Consider the following 15751-nt stretch of genomic DNA (forward strand, 5'->3'; position numbering starts at 1 on the left):
TTATTCGTCCTCCTTTTTCGGAATCAATTCGCCGATCGCAACGGGGAACCGCGGCTCAATCAGCGTCAAGATCGCTTTGGCATACGCTTGGATTTCAACCTGCGCGTCATGTTCGAGTCGCTGCGCCAGGAAATGCGCGACACTCTGCAGGCTTGCCGTCCAATACCAGCGGACGTACATTCCGTATGCCGGAAGGAACAGGCGGGCTTGTTCGGCGCAGATTCCAGATTCTAAAGCTAAGTCGTAGAGGTGCTCTCCTTGTTGAATATACTTTCTCAGATTGTAATTGAAGTACTTTCCGCGCTCTGTTTCGATAGGATCGCCGCTGCCTTGCTTCGAGTTCTCCGGTGCGCTCCGCCATTCGTCGGCCTGCGGGATATAGAACGTCGGCTCCTCCGTCACATAGCGGCGGCTCGATTCGTTCCAGGCGTCAAGGCTGTCGCCGGTTCCTTCTTGATGCGCAGAGCCTACGATGTACTTCCACCATTGGCGCGCGACCATTAACGGCGCGTAGATTTCGAATTGGGCGATCGCATGGCGGAATGGCGACGTATGACCTTCTTTCGCGAGGAATTTGATGAGGCGGATGTCGCGTTCGGAAAGCTCGGCGGATTCCTTTGCGTAGGAAACGCGAGCTGCGTTTGCGACGGTCAGGTCGGAACCCATTACGTCGACCAGGCGGACATATCCGCTATCGAGTACGTCTATTCGTTCGTTCAAATTAATCACTCTCTTCCCTATCCAAATATAAATTCAACGTGGTATAATCTTCCTTACGGGCATTCGGCGAGCGAATAGGATTCTGCGTTTGTTTTAAGGCTCTTCGGAGTAACACGTAGATGACGGGTTTCCATTTACCCCGCACCAGCTGACTGCTAGACAGTTGGGTGAAAAGGTCACTTAATCCATTCTCGTGGGTTGCATTAATCGGGTGGGGTAGCGTGTGCGAGAAATGGAGATGATGGACGTGCGAACTAAGAATTTGCCACGGATGCTCGTAGCCTTGGCTGTTATCATTGGTTTATGTACCTGCTTCATGTACGCAGTACATATGGATAAGAATCCCAGTGTAAGCGGAACTATCGGTCCAATTAAGATCGAAATGACTACAGGCCCAAACAAAACCAATAGACACCAAGACGAGATTAACCTTCCTTAACCGGAGGGTTTTTCTTTTTCTTCAACCGCAGCGTCTGTGACACTCACTCCCGTCGACCCGAAGCCGCCTGCCCCACGCTCAGTCTCCGTCAACTCGTCGGCAACTTCGAATGTGGCGTGGACGACTGGCGTGATTACCGCTTGAGCAATGCGATCACCGGCGCGGATGATGCATGTTCCTTCGCGTTTGGCCGATATGTTCCAGTGCTGAGGGTGACGGAGGAAAAACTTCCGGTGAGGTTTCGAGATGTTATCGACGATCACCGCAACCTCCCCGCGGAATCCCGCGTCCACTGTGCCCGGCGAGTTAGCCACGCGGAGTTTCGTCCGCAAGCTGATACCGGAGCGCGGCCGCACCTGCAGCTCGCAGCCTTCCGGGATCTCGAACGCCAAGCCCGTCGGAACAAGGACCGTCTCACCTGGCGCGATGATTACGTCTTCTACCGCGACGAGATCGAAGCCGGAGTCGCCGGGCTTTGCGTATTGCGGGATGACTGCCGCCGGATGCAGGCGTTTGATTTTAACATTCATTCTGCGTCCTCCTTCCGATTGATCCCGATGGCGATTGTCGTTAAATACGCCGCAGCAAAAAACAACACCACCCCAACCATTAAGCGGCTCGGCTCATACGCTCCAATTACGTATAAGACGAACATGATCGTCCACCAGACCGCAGCAACTGCGCTTAGTACTTTCACCGTCACGGTTACGGTCAATTTACGCAGCCTCCTTCGCACTCACAACGCTATAATCAACGTCGGTGTCGTCGATGATCGTTCCGTGTTCGCCGTAATATGATCCGACATGCGCTTCGCCTTTACGGGGAGAGGCCGGAAGTGACATCAACTTTAACGTTTTTCCTTCGCAAGTAATCACGTGCCCGTCGCGTTTCTCAACCGGCTGCGGCGCGTCAGTATACTCGGCCGGAATCGTCAGCCCCAGCGCCTTTCTCAGCGCGATCGCCTTGCCGATTTCAGCGTGGAAGACGTCGCCAGGCGCGCACTTTGCGATACCTTTCGCCCATACCTTACCGGTGTAGATACCACGCAACAAAACGGTTACTGCCCGTTTATCGCGATTAGTGTGCGTTTCTACATTCATCTCGCGGCGGCCGTTTAGTCCCGTAACGCCGAAATCAACTCCGCGTCCTCTGTATAGCGCCGAAATCAAATCCGCCACATCCTTGCGCGCCATCTCGATTACTTCCGCACGGGATATCGTTCTAGGCGCATCCACTGCGGCCGGAACCGCTTTGCCTTCGACTTGATCGATATACTTGCGGATGGCATCGGCATTCTCTCGTACGAATAGCGCGAATGCTTCGGAGAATGCGAGTTGTGCGGGCGGCTCCGGAGTTACCGGTTCGAGAACGACGTACTCCGATATCGCAATTACTCGTTCGCCGAGCTCGTCCACCTTAACGGAGCCATTCCGTCCGTTGACATCGTCCACTACGAACTCGTCTCCGATCTTATAGCGCGTTTCACCGGGCCATAGCTTAACAATCTTAATGCGCTCGCCTACCGTTGCTTTGCGTGATACCTCGTTAAACTTCATCATATCCGTATCGCCTCCGTAATGGATTAGAGTGGCGCGCGTGATCTGCGCCTTGTACTTTTATATAGAAAGGCTGCGCGATGTTTTTCACACTTTTGCGTAATTAATTTCGCGCCTTACAAGAAATATAAGGACAACTTTTTCGCGGTTTGGGACATCGAAATAAAAAAAGAGACAGAAATATTTCTCCGCCTCTTCTTCGCATCTATATTAACGCGGACTTTCACCGCGGTCGTATAATCGTTCCATTCGCTCTAAAATGCGCCGCGCCTCTGCAAGCCGCCGTTCATAGTCCGCTAGGATCTCCGTATAGATCGTGACTGACCGTTCGAGCGCGGCTACTTCGGCGCGTTGGTTGCGGATAAGGTCGGCGCCGGTCATGCGGCTGCTACCGACGTATCAATTAGATTTTCACGTATCAAATACGCCAGAATTACCGCACATGCATCGGAATCGTCGTATCCCTTGGTGAACGGGTAATCGTCCGGCAGCCGCAGCCATTTGCGAACGGCCTTCGCTACCTCGTCCTTTTCCGCCTTTCCGTTAGCCTTGCCGAGTATCTCTGTTACGGTTTTCTTAACGTAAGTAGGCGCCAATTTCGGCGGATCTTCAATATTCAACGCAATGTATCCGAAAGGGTACAGCGCCCGGTCTGCCGAAGCCCATGCGTTAAATATCGTTTGTGTCGCACGCTTATTGCGGCCAGACGTAAAGTCTTCGCGTACAACGACATCGAACGGCCGATGTGTGTAAACGAACTGCGACACGAACGACTCAACGACAGCGCTGCGAACGGCATCCGGATCGTCGCTAGACGTTGCGACCGAAGTGGCCGCGATGAGATGCGGTTGCCTGTTTCGCACCTCGATCGCAGCGATTCCGGGGCTAAGCGAGAGGTCGAGGCCGAGGACGCGGAACGGCTTAACCTTCGGCGGCTTCGGCTTACGGCGGGAAGGCGGCGCGGGCAGATCGCAGTTACAATATCCGCCCTCCACTTTCGCGCCGCAATCGGAACAATACGTGTTGCCTGCGTCATCAGTCGTTGTCCTCTTCGGCAGGGTCCGCACCTCCTCCGCACGTTACTGCCGCGACGAATACTCCGAATAGGAGCAGCGCGGAAATGACGATGCCGCCAATTAGCGAGCACTGCGTGATGTAGACCAACGCCACTAACCACGCAATCGCAGCCGCCATAAATAGTCCGATTACGAAAATACCCGTTAATGTGCGATCAATTACGTTATTCAATTACGCCGCCTCCTTCGTCTCTTCTACTCCGTCCAAGTATTGCCGCAAATTCCTATGCGCGCCCTTTCCCGCCATTGATCCGCCCGACATTCGCGATTCTGCACGCTGAAGTAGCGCAAGGTTATCCGCGCTAAGCGTCGCTGTACAGTGACTGCGGAATTGGCAGAATCCGCATTTGCCGGTCATCTCTACGGACACATCCGGAATCTCCCCACTTTCCCGCGACTCATACACCAGCGCAGATTGTCGCGCCAGATCATCGAGTAAACTACGCTGCATTTGCTCCGTAATCTTGACGTAGAAGGCGCGCATGTCCGGCAATGGGACGCCATCTTTCCACGTTTTCTGTCCTTTCGTTACGCTCGAACTCGCTTCGTCCGAAAACCATGCAGGCTTCTGCGTCGATTCATAAACGATGAGTGCTTCGTTAATTCCGAATACGAGCGACTCAGCAATGACCTGGCGCTGGTGATCGTCCTGGGCGCCTTTGTAGTCGAGCTTTCCGTTCATGGCGCGCAGTCCGCTCGCCTTCGTCTTGTATTCGAAGATAACGCGTGATCCGTCCGGTGTGTACTCGAACTTGCCGTCGGGCTTGGCCGTAATCGCAAACGAAATCAACTCGCCAGTTTCCGGATGCGGATGTGAAAATACTCGTCGTTCCTGCGCAGCATCCTCGAAGTCCCATTCGCCGCTATCACGCACGGCCATGCGAAAGAACTCTCCGCCTTTTAAGCGTTTCGGCATATGCAGAATGTCGAGCTGAACGTAATCGACGACCGCGGTTCCCTGGCGCCGCTGGCGCCCTCTGAACGGGATATCAGCGGATTTTTCCGGGCGCGTTGCCTTATCGTTTTTGAAAACGAGCTGCCGATCGCACATATTCGTACCGGACGCGCCGAAAGTAACGAGTCCATCGTTAGGATACGGCTTGAATCCGATGTGACGTAACTTCTGCTCGTAGAATTTGCGTTCGATTGCGTTGTCGTAAAACGACGTGTCTGGCGATGAGTAATACGCGTCCATTTGGGTTAGGAAATCGTGAACTAATTTGTCTCCGCGATTCAATTAACCGCCTCCTTCGAAATTACCTTCCATCCGTACGCCGAGCCTTTCTTTGTTTCCTCGATGACAATACTCCCGAGTTCTGTGCCGGTGAGGAACTCAAACACGTCAGACATATACATTTCATAGCGATTTCCGGCGGTATCTTCGACTACCAGCCCGGCGCTAGAGCGAGACGAGAACCAATCCACAACCTTGAATTTATCTGATACGCGAAGTCTATCTCGTTTAACCAACTTGCAACGGCACATACATTTGTAGCAGTAACCCGTATCCTTGCAGGCTTTCCCACAATTAGGACACTCAGGGACTTTTATCAGCCGGTACCCCATCCTACGCACTCTCCTTCGATTCTTTATTCGCGAACCATTCTTCCGGCGTCATCCCCTTGCCCCAACGCCGCATAATCGCAATGTCCGTACCGTTAGCGACGACGTCACCCCACCGATATGATTGCGTCATGATTCGCTCGATCACGGCAATATCTTCACGTGTAAAGTCCTCCGGAATCTCGAACACCAACTCGTCATGGATCGTTCCCCACAGCGCCCAACCTTCGCGTTTAGCGCATACTTCGTGCGCCTTGATCATCGTCACTTTCGTCTGGATGGCGGAACTCCCTTGTACGCGAGCGTTCGTGCCCTGGCGCATGGCTCGATTAATCTGCGAATTATGCTTGCGGGCGTCGTCGTACTTGGGATCGTTCCACTTTCCGTACGGAATTGTCTTACGCTTAAGCTTTCCGTCAGGCAGGCGCCGTTTCCGCTGCTGCTTATCCGCCCACACGAATCCGTACTTGGCGACGTCCTCTTCGTTGGCTTTAAGCCAGGCGGATAACTTCGGCATGCCTCCGAACAGCTCCTCTTTAAACGCGGTCGCTTCCGGTTTCTTAAGTCCGAGCATTTCCGCGAGAGAAAAGTCGCTCATTCCATAAAGTGTCGCAAGCCATACGACCTTCATCGCTTTACGTGCGGGCGTGTCTTCGCCGTTCGGTAGCTTATAGACTTCGTTATACGGGCGCTTGTAGTACATGCTCGCCATGTTTGCGTAAGGATCGATGCCCTTTTCGAAAGCTTCGATTAGGACAGGTTCGCCGGATAAGTACGCGGTGCATCGTATCTCCTGCGCTTTAAAGTCCGCGGAAATAAGCACCTTACCTTCCGGTGCAAGGAACATCTTCCGCGCTTCTTCCGGTTGATTTTGAACGTTGAAGCTCGTAGAATCCTCCGCGTCCTCGTCCTTGCCGGAGCTGAACCGCCCCGTCACCGTGCCCATCGGATTAAACCGCGAGTGCCAGCGCTTAGTCGTCGGATTCTGTTTCGTCGGCAGTGCGTCGATATAGGTTCCGCTGAGCTTCGTTATCTTGCGGTATTCGAGCAGGTACGCAATGACTTCGAACTCTTTCGCAAGAGGCTTGAGCGTCTTCTTAGCGTCCATGTTCGGAAGTTCTCTGCCGATCGCCTTCGAAAGTGCCGGCTTCATCTGCTGCGGTGAGTTGAGGTTAAGCTCGCCCTCTCCGGAATGGTACGGCGTCAGCATTTCGATAAGCTTGGCGTGCAGCTCTTTGGCGCGAGTGCTCAGTTGCTCACCGTATTCCTTCGCGAAATCTAGGTCGAGGATATATCCGTTAGCTTCCAGGTCGACTATTACGTAGAGCAGCGGAACCTCGACGGCCCTGTAGTATTCGAGCACAGTCGGCAACGTTGCGAAGTGCTCACGCTGGAATTGGTACAGCCGCCATGTCAAATCGGTATCTTTTGCCGCGTATGCCAGCGCAATGTCCAACGGAATCTCGTTAAACGGTGTCTTACCGAACAACTCCGCAAAGGTGTCCGACTCAACTCCGAGATATTTCGGCGCCAAGTCCTTCAACCGGTACGACGGCTCGTTTTCGTTGAGTAGGTGCATCGCAACCATTGTGTCCCACGTAACACCGCGCAAATCGTAGCCGTGCCGCCTGAACATCGCGATATCGAATATAGCGTTATGGAGGACCTTGCCGATGCCCTCGTCGTAAAGGAACCAGCGCAATTCCGACAGAACGTAGTCACGCGAAAGTTGCTCGCCCTTATCGTGCATGACCGGAATGTACACGTGCATCCCTTTTTCGGCGAGCGGAGGAATGCTTACGGACGGCAGCGTCAAAGAGATGCCGACAATCACATCGGTGTAAACGTCGACTCCGGTTGTCTCGGCATCGACCGCCACTTCCGTTTCGTTGCGCAGTCTTTCGTTGAGACGCGTTAGCAGCCGTTCGTTATCGATGAGGAAGTAGTTTCGCGGAGTCTCTGCGACCATTTTGCGCAAAGTATCCTCGCGGATTTTCTCGCGCATATCCGAATAGATGCGGAGTGCTTCCGCTTTGCTGAACCGCTTGCCGGCGCCGGACGGATGCCTGCCTGTAACACCCGTCTCCATGGCGCCTTTAACCGCAAGCAATTTCGCTTGGTCTGCGTCGCTATTCTTCATCGCGAGAATCCGTTCCCACGCTTCCTCTAAAGGCTCCTCCGCAGCCTTCTTCCGTTTGGCTGCGTCAACCACACGCTGTTTAGCGTCCAAGTCCGGTGCGGGCTGGCGCAGGTTTAGCGTGAGTTTAACGTCCACTTATGCGGCCTCCTTCTGCGTGTCGAAGCGTTGTTCGGCCGGGATGATAAGACGCATCTCTGTCGGTCTCGTCAGGTTTCCCTTACCTCCAGCCCCAGTTTCAACGCGATAGCTTCCGGTCAGCTTAGGGCCCTCCGTTACTTCGCCATAAGACCCGACTTTATTAATGCTGCCGTTGGTGTTAGCAATGATTTGCACGACATCCCCGCGCTTAAACTCGTTCACCTTGCGCCCGATCGCGGCCCATTTCGCCTCTTCTGCGGTAAGCAACGCTAACTCCGAAGGGTCCGCATTCCAGCGATCTTGTCCGGGAAAATCAACGACTACTTTGGCGGTAGTCACTTCGGCTACCTTGCCGATATCTCCGTTCTTCACGTTACCCCAACCGAACCGTGCGTCCTTCCCTTCCGGCACAGAAAGCTTAACCGTGTCTCCCACGCTAAACTTCGTCTTCGGCTTCGTCGCCTCTTCGTACTCCTCTTTCGTAATCTTGCGGAGTGCATCGGCGTTGCAGTACGCAACATGCTTGCCCTTTTCGTCTTTCAATCTAAGAGCGCGGTATCCAGTCGGCGGCTCAACGGTGACCTTTACGTACTTTCCGTCAATACCTCCCGTTACGGACGAGTTCGAGCTATTGGCGTCGATGATTTGCGCATAGCCTCCGTCCGCAAACTCGCCGATTGCTTTCGCGCGTTCAGTTTGCGATTTCTGCGCGTTGAACTCTGCCTCCGTCGCGGGTACCAAGTCTTTTTCCGCCAGCCAGTTACCAACAGAACCGTCAGCATTTTCTGCTCGATATGGTTGGCGATCGCGGTCATCCTTCGTGATCTTAACGACGGAACCGATCTTATAGTTATGGTCTCGGGTATTTGCGATAACCTTCGCGTAATCTCCAACGGTCAGACGCTTGGGCTGCAGCGGTTCCGCTACAAGTACGACGTATTCTTCGTGGCAGATTGCGTGGTTAAACGAGTTTACCGTCACTGCCTGTCCATCTCCCCATCTATCAGCGTCATCTACGGTAAGTTCGTCACCGTTAGCGTAAAGATCCCTCGTAGATTTAGCCGCAACGATACGGATACGTTCCCCAACCGAAGCCTTCCGTTTGACTTCGCGATACTTTGTCGTAGATGGCTCCGCCACCTTTTCGTAGACTTCGAAGTCCGTGTTACAAAGATCAAACTTGTCTCCGTCCTCATCGATAATCTGCGGATCTCCGCAACTATCAACGTCCTCTACCTCATAGAACGCGCCGTCTTTGATATAGTCTGGGACGCTAAAATCCGTAATCTTAACGATATCACCCGCCTGCGCCTCACGGTCAACCTTGCGATATTTCTGCCCGTTTACCTCTACGTCAGCCACCGGAATTACCACGTTCAATTTCGCCATTTATACATCGCTCCCTATTCGTTTAATTTACGTTGCGGTGTTCGTCGATAACGCCACTGGCGTCGTATATGCGTTCCTCTGCGTATCTCGTTGCGCAGTCATAGCCGAATCCGTTGTGTACGTAGCCGCCTGCGTCATCAATCCGTTTAACCTCGTCGCCGGCACGGATCTCGCCGCGGCACCATTCGCATTCGGCTACGTATGGCGGCTCGGTCCCTGGCGGCTGAAATCGGTCGAACACGGTCATGCCGCGACCTCCAGTACCTCCGCAAGCTCGTCCGGTTCGGGCGCGTAGATGCTGCGATTTAGTGCGATTGGCAGCTCGACCCAACGCTCAGCCGCCCGCGCTTCTGACGCCCAATATTCGCCGAGCATCCGATTTTCGAACATGTACACGCGTGGGATTTCGCCCTCGGCCGCCCATACGCCAATAATGTAATCAGCGTCGGCTCGGTCGTAGGCTGTTCCGTTCCCTTTCTTTGCGTAGACAACGAGGTCGCCTCCGCGGTCCATGCGTTGCCGGATCGTTTTAACTTGAATCTTCGCGTGTTCTCCGGATACCGGGTCCGTCGCGAGGATGTCGTAGGCCTCGGCCGTCTTGCTTTCGTGGATGCGCCATCCGTTCCCCAGTAGCGCAACTTGCGCCACCAGTTCGGAATAGGTGCCGGTTACTTCGCTAATATGTGCGATGGTACTCACCGTCCTCTTTCGTAATATTCGCCATTTCGAAGTCGAGCACCGCCCCCATTAGAACGGGAGATCATCCGGCGAGATATCGAGTGGCGCGTCAGTTTCCGTTGGGGCTACGTTTGATGGCGCTGCAGCTCCGATAGAAAGGCCGAGACGCGCGATATCGAAGCCGGCAACAACGAGATTCTTCGTCTGCTCCTCTTCGTCTGCAACGTAGAGACACGATTCAAAATCCGCCAGGTCGAACGGGGCACTTCCGATCTTAGCGAAGTTAGCGCGCTCAGCGTCCGTCAGATCTTCGTCCATGTCAATGATCGGAGACAGTGCTACGACTGCGTTTTGGCCCGCGCCAGTCTTCGTTAACTCGAACGCAATGCTGCCGAGCTTCTTCGCGTACTTCTCGATAACGGCCTTGAGCGTCTTCTCTTGCTTCGGCGACAGGTCGACTACGATATCCTTACCGGTCGTCAGATCGAAGAATGCGCGCAGGAACCGTTGTTTACCACGATACAGATACGCTTCATCCGTTATCTTTTTGACCGCGTCTTCAGTTGCGCCGGCTTCCTTCGCCGCCTTGGCATCGGCGTACAGCAAATCCGCAGCTTGATCCCATACCGTAGGGTTAGCGTCAATAAATCCGCGAGCATTACGAGTGGCCGGATTTTTCGGCACAAACGTATTCACTTTTTTATAGATACTGTAACCGTAGTACTCCGCGACGTCTTCGATAGACTTAACGCCGACCTTGTACGTTGAGCCGGACTTGAACGAAGTAATCGGACTCTCTTTTGCGCCTCCGTCATTGTTCGTTGCAGCTACGGCCTCCGCGCCTACCTTCGTAAACATGGACATTCGATCACGTTCCTTTTCGTTTAATTTGAGCGGCACTTTCTCAGTAAACACGGTAATTATAAGTCCCGCCGGCCGGGAATCCGCCGCCGCTCATAGCGGAGAGTATTACGAAAGGAAATGCGCTTGTTTACGTGTCGACCCGCAACTCAGCGGCTTACTCCCCTTCCGCGGGCATCTTTCCTACGCCCGATTCGCGGTAACGACAGCGCTAGGCTTGGCGATACCGCGTAGCCGACGCAGGAACATCGGCGTTAAACTACGTATGCCGCGACCGCCTTCGCAATCTTCCGTTTCTCATGGCGGACGTTTTCGATATCGGCGTCCAATTGTGCGAAATACTCGTCGATCGCTTTGACGCGCGCCTGCATCGCCATTTTTACGGCTTGGCTGCGCGTTTTCTCGGCGCGAAGAAGGCAGGCGGCGCGCTCAACGCTGAGTTCAAGCCGTGTTAAATTGTTGCGGCGAACGGTCGTGGCTTCCTGGCGCTCGATCTTGCGGAGTTCGCGCGTTACGAGATCTTCAACCTTATTGCGGAGAAGCATCGAACGCACTTCGCTTGGATAGAGGGTAATTATCGTGTCGGAATCCATTGCTGCGATGAAAGTAATTCGGTTTTTCGTAAATAGACGAGAAGGACGGCCTTCTTCCGATACAATGTTCGCTATGAACCGGGCCTGACGATAGTTAGAGCGGATCCAACTGTCCGCGTCACACTGAGCAACGCCAAAATCGCTGACGGCTTTATCGATTGCGTGGTGTGTTACGATTACCCTCACGCAATGCGCACTCCTTTCGGGATTACCGGAAACACATAGTAATCCGCCGGGTCTTCGTACTCTTCTAGGGCGCCGTGGTAGTCAAGGTTCACGTCAGGTTTAGAAATTTTTTTAGAAAACGAAACCTTATCCGTTGTTAGCCGTAGTTTATTCATAAGGAAATTCCTCCGTTTTGTTTTAGGGCTAACTCAAATAAACGTTGACAATAGACAACTTTTTAATGTAGTATTTAAAACGTAAATGGATATATTGGTAACTTTTAGGATATAGTCCTATACAAAAAGAGTTGTCAAATTGTAACACTTGATTAGCCACTTGATGTTTGTGGTATACTATTGTAAGAGGTGGAACGGGTTTCATGCCTGAAAACTCCGTTCTGACTCATAAACAAATCAGACACAGTTTGAGCATCTGATCTTACTTTGACGGGTTGGAACAGACGCCCAAACTCACACACACAGGGTAAAACTCTGCTAGACTGCGCACGCCAGCGCAATCTTACACTGCGATTTAAACCGTGCGATAAACTTACGATGCGACTCGCTTTTCCCACCGAAGATTTGCGCCAACAAATCTGCGATGGATGAGTCGGTATAATCTGATTTTGTCCACGCGTGTACAATCGCCAATTTTCTAGGATCGCTTCCCGCCAAGGAGGCGATTTTTTCATTTAATAAGAGGTTAGAATCGATCGTCGCCAAACGATCAGTTACCTCTATCTCCACAAGCTCGCCGTTCTTTGCTGTGACCGGGGCATCGAGTGAAAGTAAAGGGCTCATCCCGTGCCTCAATTCCTTCTTTCTATGCCTGTCCACGCTTCGACCAAGTCGTCGCTTGATAAAATTCACAACGAGTTGTCGAAGGTTTCCGATAGCTGGGTCAAACCTCTTAACCACATCCTCAACTATCTTCCAGCACTCTTCTTCGAATGATTCTTGGGAAGGTATCCGGTTACGGTTATAATCAGAAAGCTCTGCAATAAAAGGTTGAAAATAACCCTTTACCTCCCACATTGCTTCCGTATCACCGTTGCTCGCCCTTGCGGCAAGACTATTTAGTTGTAAGTTATTCATTCATTTAATTCCTCCTTTATCTTCCTTACATTTAATATAAGGACAAAAGATTTTCGTTTTGGGACAAGCATGGTAAAATATTCTTGTATAAATTTTATAAGGCGGCCTAACTATGCAGGAAATCTCTTTGGGTCGCTGCTGCCTCGGAGATATTCTCGATGATATTGAGTGGTCACAGCAACAGTTAGCGGACAACTCAGGCATTGATAAGTCGACAATCTCACGGTTTCTTTCGGAAGACCCGAAGATTAAGCGTAAGATATCTTTGCTGCACGGTATTATAATTACCGATGCCATTTACGCGAAAACGGGACGTTACTACCACCCGCGAGAACTTTACGAAGGAACTAAGAAGTCTCCTCTGGGGCACGGCGCGGACAAATCTTGATGGTTTGTTCGCTTCTAAAAGTTGACATGTGTCAACCGAATGAGCCTATTATACGACAAACAAATTAGGCTGTCACGCTAAATATTGGTAAATAGTCCTTAACTTGCGCAAATCTCCTATGCCGATGTGCCTAGCCTCGTTCACGTCCTTGTAACCACGAGGAACTAACGCAAGGCTCACGTCAATCTTGCCGCTAAATGCCTCGTAAACTTGGTTGCGCCATGCCCGGCCAGCCGCATCGCTATCCCTCACGATGATCAACTCTTCGATGGGCGACCGCAGTATCAAGTCGCGCTTCTTAGCATTGAACGCAGCCCCACCGGTTGCAATTGCCGGAATGCCTAGCGACCAAAGCGTTAAGGCATCAACTTCGGCCTCTACGATCGCCACTCGCTTGAGATTCCGTTGATATACGACATTTATCCCGTAAATAAGGTCGCGTATAGGATGCCCGCCCTTTGCGTACCAGAAGCGCTTGTCCCAAGTCGATCGATACTTTACGTTAAGCAATCGTTTTCCGTCCGATGACCACCACGGCAGGATGACCGCTTTGCTCCGCGGGTCGTTGCCTGTCCGGAACAGCGTTTGGACCTCCGCAGATATTCCGCGGCCCAGCAGATATTCGGAAACTTGCGGCTCGATCGTTATGTCTAATGGTTTGCGTACCCTAGCGTTGTTGTTCGTCGGTAGTTTAATCGTTATGTATTCGCCAGGACCAGCGCGGCTGCCTTCGTATAAGAGTTCCGCCGCTTCCTCCTCCGTTATGTTGCGCAGGAAGGCAATGAGCTTTTCGGGTGGGCCAGCGCGCCACCGTTTCTCTTTCGCGCCCCAATCGTTCCACCATCCGTACTTGTCCGATGAAGGGTCGAGGTTGATTGAGAATGACGGCGAATCGTCTCCCTCGCGAAACGGCGAGCTGGCTTCGAGCTTTAATGGGTGCCAGCGTGGATTGCACCACGGGTGGTTATTTACTACATCTATTAACTTCATGCCGTCATCGACCCTTTCACTGTGTGTACTTGTTCACCCTCTGATATTGTTCAGTCCTTCCGCGCACTTATTCAAAGTTATTAACGCACTTTCCAGTTCTGAAATTAACCTCACCTCTTTTGAACTTACCTGTTTGTGGCAGCTTAGAATATAATCAATGTCCGTTAGGATATGCATCTTTTCTATTTTAGTTTTTATCTCATTGATGTTAGGTATAACCACATCATACAGTTTCCCCCTTACCATCAGCCGTTCAATGTCATCGTAAACTTCTTCAAGCATAACTTCTTGCTCTTCGTCTGGTTCTTCGCCTTCTTCCGGGACATACCCCGCAGCTATTAATGTCTCGCCCACCGCCAAGCCCAAACCCTCTGCAAATTGAACGACAGTACTATATCTTGGTCTTGCTTCCCCTCGTTCAAATTTTGCGATCTGCGAAAAACTGATGCCGGTTAATGAAGAGATGTCTCGAAGAGATAAGCCTCGCGTTGTTCTAATTAGTCTAATATAGTCACCAAATCTAGTGTTGATCATTGTATGGTTGCGCTCCTTTCTAGTATAACTGGATAATACAACCATCTGTGTTTTTTGTCAACACATACATGAAATTGTGTGTTTTTTAGAGATGAGTATTAAAATCCACTTACGAACTGACCGCCGCCATCCCCTCTTGTAACCTCCCGCACGATCCCGAAATTCGGCAGGTAAACGATCTCCACGCGCGCATCCTCGCCACCATTCCGCCCTTTGCCCAGCTCGATAATCCCACGCCCTTCATGCGCAAGTGTATCGATACCAAACGTATTGGCAGCGTCTTCAAGGACCGCTTTCGTCTTCTTGATCTCCGCACGCTTCGGCGGTTTCATCTCGCGGACACCGTCGTCACCTTTTTCGCTCGGATTCTCGTCAGCCTGCGTGATTACATGTAGCACCGTTTTAGTCCGACCGGCCAACAAGCGTAGCTTCTTAGACGTAGCCGCTGCGTCTCCTCCCGTTGTTTTCGACGTGTTCGCCTCGTAGTCCATATAATAGATCGGATCGACTACGACCACATCCGCCTCATATTCCGCTATGTCCGCTTCAAGCTGCCGGATGGACCGATCGCTGAAGTTCTCGTCATCGACCGCACGAAGGATAATACGGCCGGCGATAGTTTCGTTGAGCGTGCGCAGGAACTCCGCTAAGCCTTGTTCGTACTCCTCGGGTAGGCGCCCCATGAGCATCGCCTTATTATCGAAGCCTGCTTCGTAATCAACACCGTCAATTTGCGCAGTGACTACGCCCGCCTTTGCGCTTAGGTACGAGTAAGCCCTCGCCATCCATTCGAACGTAGACATTTCGAGCGCCCATACGAGAACGGTTGCGCCCTGGATTGCGGCCTCAAGCGCTTCTACCATGACTACGACGGACTTGCCGCGGCCTGATCGTGCGTACCACGTGTACATATTCGATGAGAGATAGCCGCCGATCTGCTCGTTGATGTATCCGAAGGCCGAGCGCCAAATCTTGAACGACTGGCCGAACTTGCGCGCTCGATATTCGTCCATGAACTTATCGAAGTCTGTTTTAACGTCCGTTGCCTTTTGGCAATTGCGAACACTTGATCTCATCTTAATCCCACTAGCCAGATTTTTCAAGTACTCGGAGAACTCTTCCGCAGACATTTTTTGATACGCTTCAGCAAACTCCGACGGAATGTGCTTTCCGGATTCTTCGTCGATGTAACCGTTAACAACCTGCGCGGTCATACGCTTGGCCGCTGCATCTTTTAGCCCACGCGCCAGGTATTCGTATGAATCCGTTACGCCTGGCAGATACGTCAGATCCGGAAACTCCGCTGTTAAAGACGCATAGCTCGGCGCTCGGCCTCCGTTTTCCTGCGCATATCGAACGATAAAGTCGTATGCCTGCCGTTCGCTGGCCGTCGGGAAGTCGTCGCGTGTTATTCCGTATTTGAATAT

General features: G+C 52.2%; 19 protein-coding genes. 1 reads left to right on the top strand and 18 read right to left on the bottom strand.

Annotated elements, in window-relative coordinates; genetic code table 11:
- The 15 genes from thyX to PCH05_RS06825 all read right to left on the bottom strand — a co-directional run bounded on the left by thyX (position 1) and on the right by PCH05_RS06825 (position 12412).
- Positions 1-666 carry an FAD-dependent thymidylate synthase gene (gene thyX, locus PCH05_RS06760; RefSeq protein ID WP_371860527.1) on the bottom strand — a complete coding sequence of 222 codons (666 nt, stop codon included), beginning with the start codon at positions 664-666 and terminating at the stop codon, positions 1-3.
- A gap of 489 nt (positions 667-1155) precedes the next feature.
- A complete protein-coding gene (dut, locus tag PCH05_RS06765) occupies positions 1156-1689 on the bottom strand; it encodes a dUTP diphosphatase (RefSeq protein WP_127601613.1) in 534 nt (177 codons plus the stop codon).
- On the bottom strand, positions 1686-1874 hold the full coding sequence (locus PCH05_RS06770; RefSeq protein WP_127601614.1) for a hypothetical protein: 189 nt from the start codon (positions 1872-1874) through the stop codon (positions 1686-1688). The genes dut and PCH05_RS06770 overlap by 4 nt, the downstream gene beginning before the upstream one ends.
- A 1-nt stretch (position 1875) precedes the next feature.
- Positions 1876-2718, bottom strand: coding sequence for a hypothetical protein (locus PCH05_RS06775; RefSeq protein ID WP_127601615.1), 843 nt, complete (start codon positions 2716-2718; stop codon positions 1876-1878).
- Positions 2719-3092: 374 nt separating this feature from the next.
- Complete coding sequence (locus PCH05_RS06780) at positions 3093-3782, bottom strand: crossover junction endodeoxyribonuclease RuvC (protein ID WP_127601616.1); 690 nt, start codon at positions 3780-3782, stop codon at positions 3093-3095.
- The gene (locus tag PCH05_RS06785) at positions 3751-3963 is read right to left on the bottom strand and encodes a hypothetical protein (protein ID WP_127601617.1); all 213 of its coding nucleotides are present in this window, start codon (positions 3961-3963) and stop codon (positions 3751-3753) included. Before PCH05_RS06785 ends, PCH05_RS06780 begins: the two co-directional genes overlap by 32 nt.
- The gene (locus tag PCH05_RS06790; protein ID WP_127601618.1) at positions 3964-5028 is read right to left on the bottom strand and encodes a hypothetical protein; all 1065 of its coding nucleotides are present in this window, start codon (positions 5026-5028) and stop codon (positions 3964-3966) included. It lies immediately after the preceding gene.
- A gap of 330 nt (positions 5029-5358) precedes the next feature.
- Positions 5359-7629, bottom strand: a complete 2271-nt coding sequence (locus PCH05_RS06795) for a DNA polymerase (protein ID WP_127601619.1) — start codon at positions 7627-7629, stop codon at positions 5359-5361.
- Positions 7630-8772, bottom strand: a complete 1143-nt coding sequence (locus PCH05_RS06800) for a hypothetical protein (RefSeq protein WP_164766569.1) — start codon at positions 8770-8772, stop codon at positions 7630-7632.
- A gap of 271 nt (positions 8773-9043) precedes the next feature.
- The gene (locus tag PCH05_RS06805) at positions 9044-9268 is read right to left on the bottom strand and encodes a hypothetical protein (RefSeq protein ID WP_127601621.1); all 225 of its coding nucleotides are present in this window, start codon (positions 9266-9268) and stop codon (positions 9044-9046) included.
- Positions 9265-9720: a hypothetical protein gene (locus tag PCH05_RS06810; RefSeq protein ID WP_307719514.1), complete on the bottom strand. Its 456-nt coding sequence runs from the start codon at positions 9718-9720 to the stop codon at positions 9265-9267. Before PCH05_RS06810 ends, PCH05_RS06805 begins: the two co-directional genes overlap by 4 nt.
- Positions 9721-9768: 48 nt before the next feature.
- Entirely contained in the window at positions 9769-10614 is an 846-nt protein-coding gene (locus PCH05_RS06815) for a hypothetical protein (protein WP_246049392.1), read from the bottom strand.
- Between the two features lie 200 nt (positions 10615-10814).
- Positions 10815-11339: a hypothetical protein gene (locus tag PCH05_RS06820; RefSeq protein WP_127601622.1), complete on the bottom strand. Its 525-nt coding sequence runs from the start codon at positions 11337-11339 to the stop codon at positions 10815-10817.
- A complete protein-coding gene (locus PCH05_RS27215) occupies positions 11336-11494 on the bottom strand; it encodes a hypothetical protein (protein WP_164766570.1) in 159 nt (52 codons plus the stop codon). The genes PCH05_RS06820 and PCH05_RS27215 overlap by 4 nt, the downstream gene beginning before the upstream one ends.
- Before the next feature lie 318 nt (positions 11495-11812).
- Complete coding sequence (locus PCH05_RS06825) at positions 11813-12412, bottom strand: hypothetical protein (protein WP_127601623.1); 600 nt, start codon at positions 12410-12412, stop codon at positions 11813-11815.
- Positions 12413-12524: 112 nt separating this feature from the next.
- Here PCH05_RS06825 and PCH05_RS06830 point away from each other — a divergent pair, with 112 nt between their 5' ends.
- Complete coding sequence (locus PCH05_RS06830) at positions 12525-12800, top strand: helix-turn-helix domain-containing protein (RefSeq protein WP_127601624.1); 276 nt, start codon at positions 12525-12527, stop codon at positions 12798-12800.
- Between the two features lie 72 nt (positions 12801-12872).
- Here the strand turns inward: PCH05_RS06830 and PCH05_RS06835 are convergent, their stop codons facing one another.
- The 3 genes from PCH05_RS06835 to PCH05_RS06845 all read right to left on the bottom strand — a co-directional run bounded on the left by PCH05_RS06835 (position 12873) and on the right by PCH05_RS06845 (position 15337).
- Positions 12873-13790: a toprim domain-containing protein gene (locus tag PCH05_RS06835; protein ID WP_127601625.1), complete on the bottom strand. Its 918-nt coding sequence runs from the start codon at positions 13788-13790 to the stop codon at positions 12873-12875.
- A gap of 33 nt (positions 13791-13823) precedes the next feature.
- A complete protein-coding gene (locus PCH05_RS06840) occupies positions 13824-14324 on the bottom strand; it encodes a helix-turn-helix domain-containing protein (protein ID WP_164766571.1) in 501 nt (166 codons plus the stop codon).
- Positions 14325-14422: 98 nt separating this feature from the next.
- Positions 14423-15337 (bottom strand): DnaB-like helicase C-terminal domain-containing protein, encoded by a 915-nt coding sequence (locus tag PCH05_RS06845; protein ID WP_246049393.1) that lies wholly within the window; start codon positions 15335-15337, stop codon positions 14423-14425.
- Between the last annotated feature and the right edge of the window lie 414 nt (positions 15338-15751).

Origin of the sequence: Paenibacillus chibensis (genome assembly GCF_004001045.1) — a bacterium.
Classification (GTDB): Bacteria; Bacillota; Bacilli; order Paenibacillales; family Paenibacillaceae; genus Paenibacillus_AQ; species Paenibacillus_AQ chibensis.

Excerpts from the sequence above, each read along its gene's own strand:
- PCH05_RS06840 (WP_164766571.1), bottom strand. The coding sequence starts at position 14,324 with ATGATCAACACTAGATTTGGTGACTATATTAGACTAATTAGAACAACG.
- PCH05_RS06835 (WP_127601625.1), bottom strand. The coding sequence starts at position 13,790 with ATGAAGTTAATAGATGTAGTAAATAACCACCCGTGGTGCAATCCACGC.
- PCH05_RS06805 (WP_127601621.1), bottom strand. The coding sequence starts at position 9,268 with ATGACCGTGTTCGACCGATTTCAGCCGCCAGGGACCGAGCCGCCATAC.
- PCH05_RS27215 (WP_164766570.1), bottom strand. The coding sequence starts at position 11,494 with ATGAATAAACTACGGCTAACAACGGATAAGGTTTCGTTTTCTAAAAAA.
- PCH05_RS06825 (WP_127601623.1), bottom strand. The coding sequence starts at position 12,412 with ATGAATAACTTACAACTAAATAGTCTTGCCGCAAGGGCGAGCAACGGT.
- PCH05_RS06830 (WP_127601624.1), top strand. The coding sequence starts at position 12,525 with ATGCAGGAAATCTCTTTGGGTCGCTGCTGCCTCGGAGATATTCTCGAT.
- PCH05_RS06775 (WP_127601615.1), bottom strand. The coding sequence starts at position 2,718 with ATGATGAAGTTTAACGAGGTATCACGCAAAGCAACGGTAGGCGAGCGC.
- thyX (WP_371860527.1), bottom strand. The coding sequence starts at position 666 with ATGGGTTCCGACCTGACCGTCGCAAACGCAGCTCGCGTTTCCTACGCA.
- PCH05_RS06845 (WP_246049393.1), bottom strand. The coding sequence starts at position 15,337 with ATGGACGAATATCGAGCGCGCAAGTTCGGCCAGTCGTTCAAGATTTGG.
- dut (WP_127601613.1), bottom strand. The coding sequence starts at position 1,689 with ATGAATGTTAAAATCAAACGCCTGCATCCGGCGGCAGTCATCCCGCAA.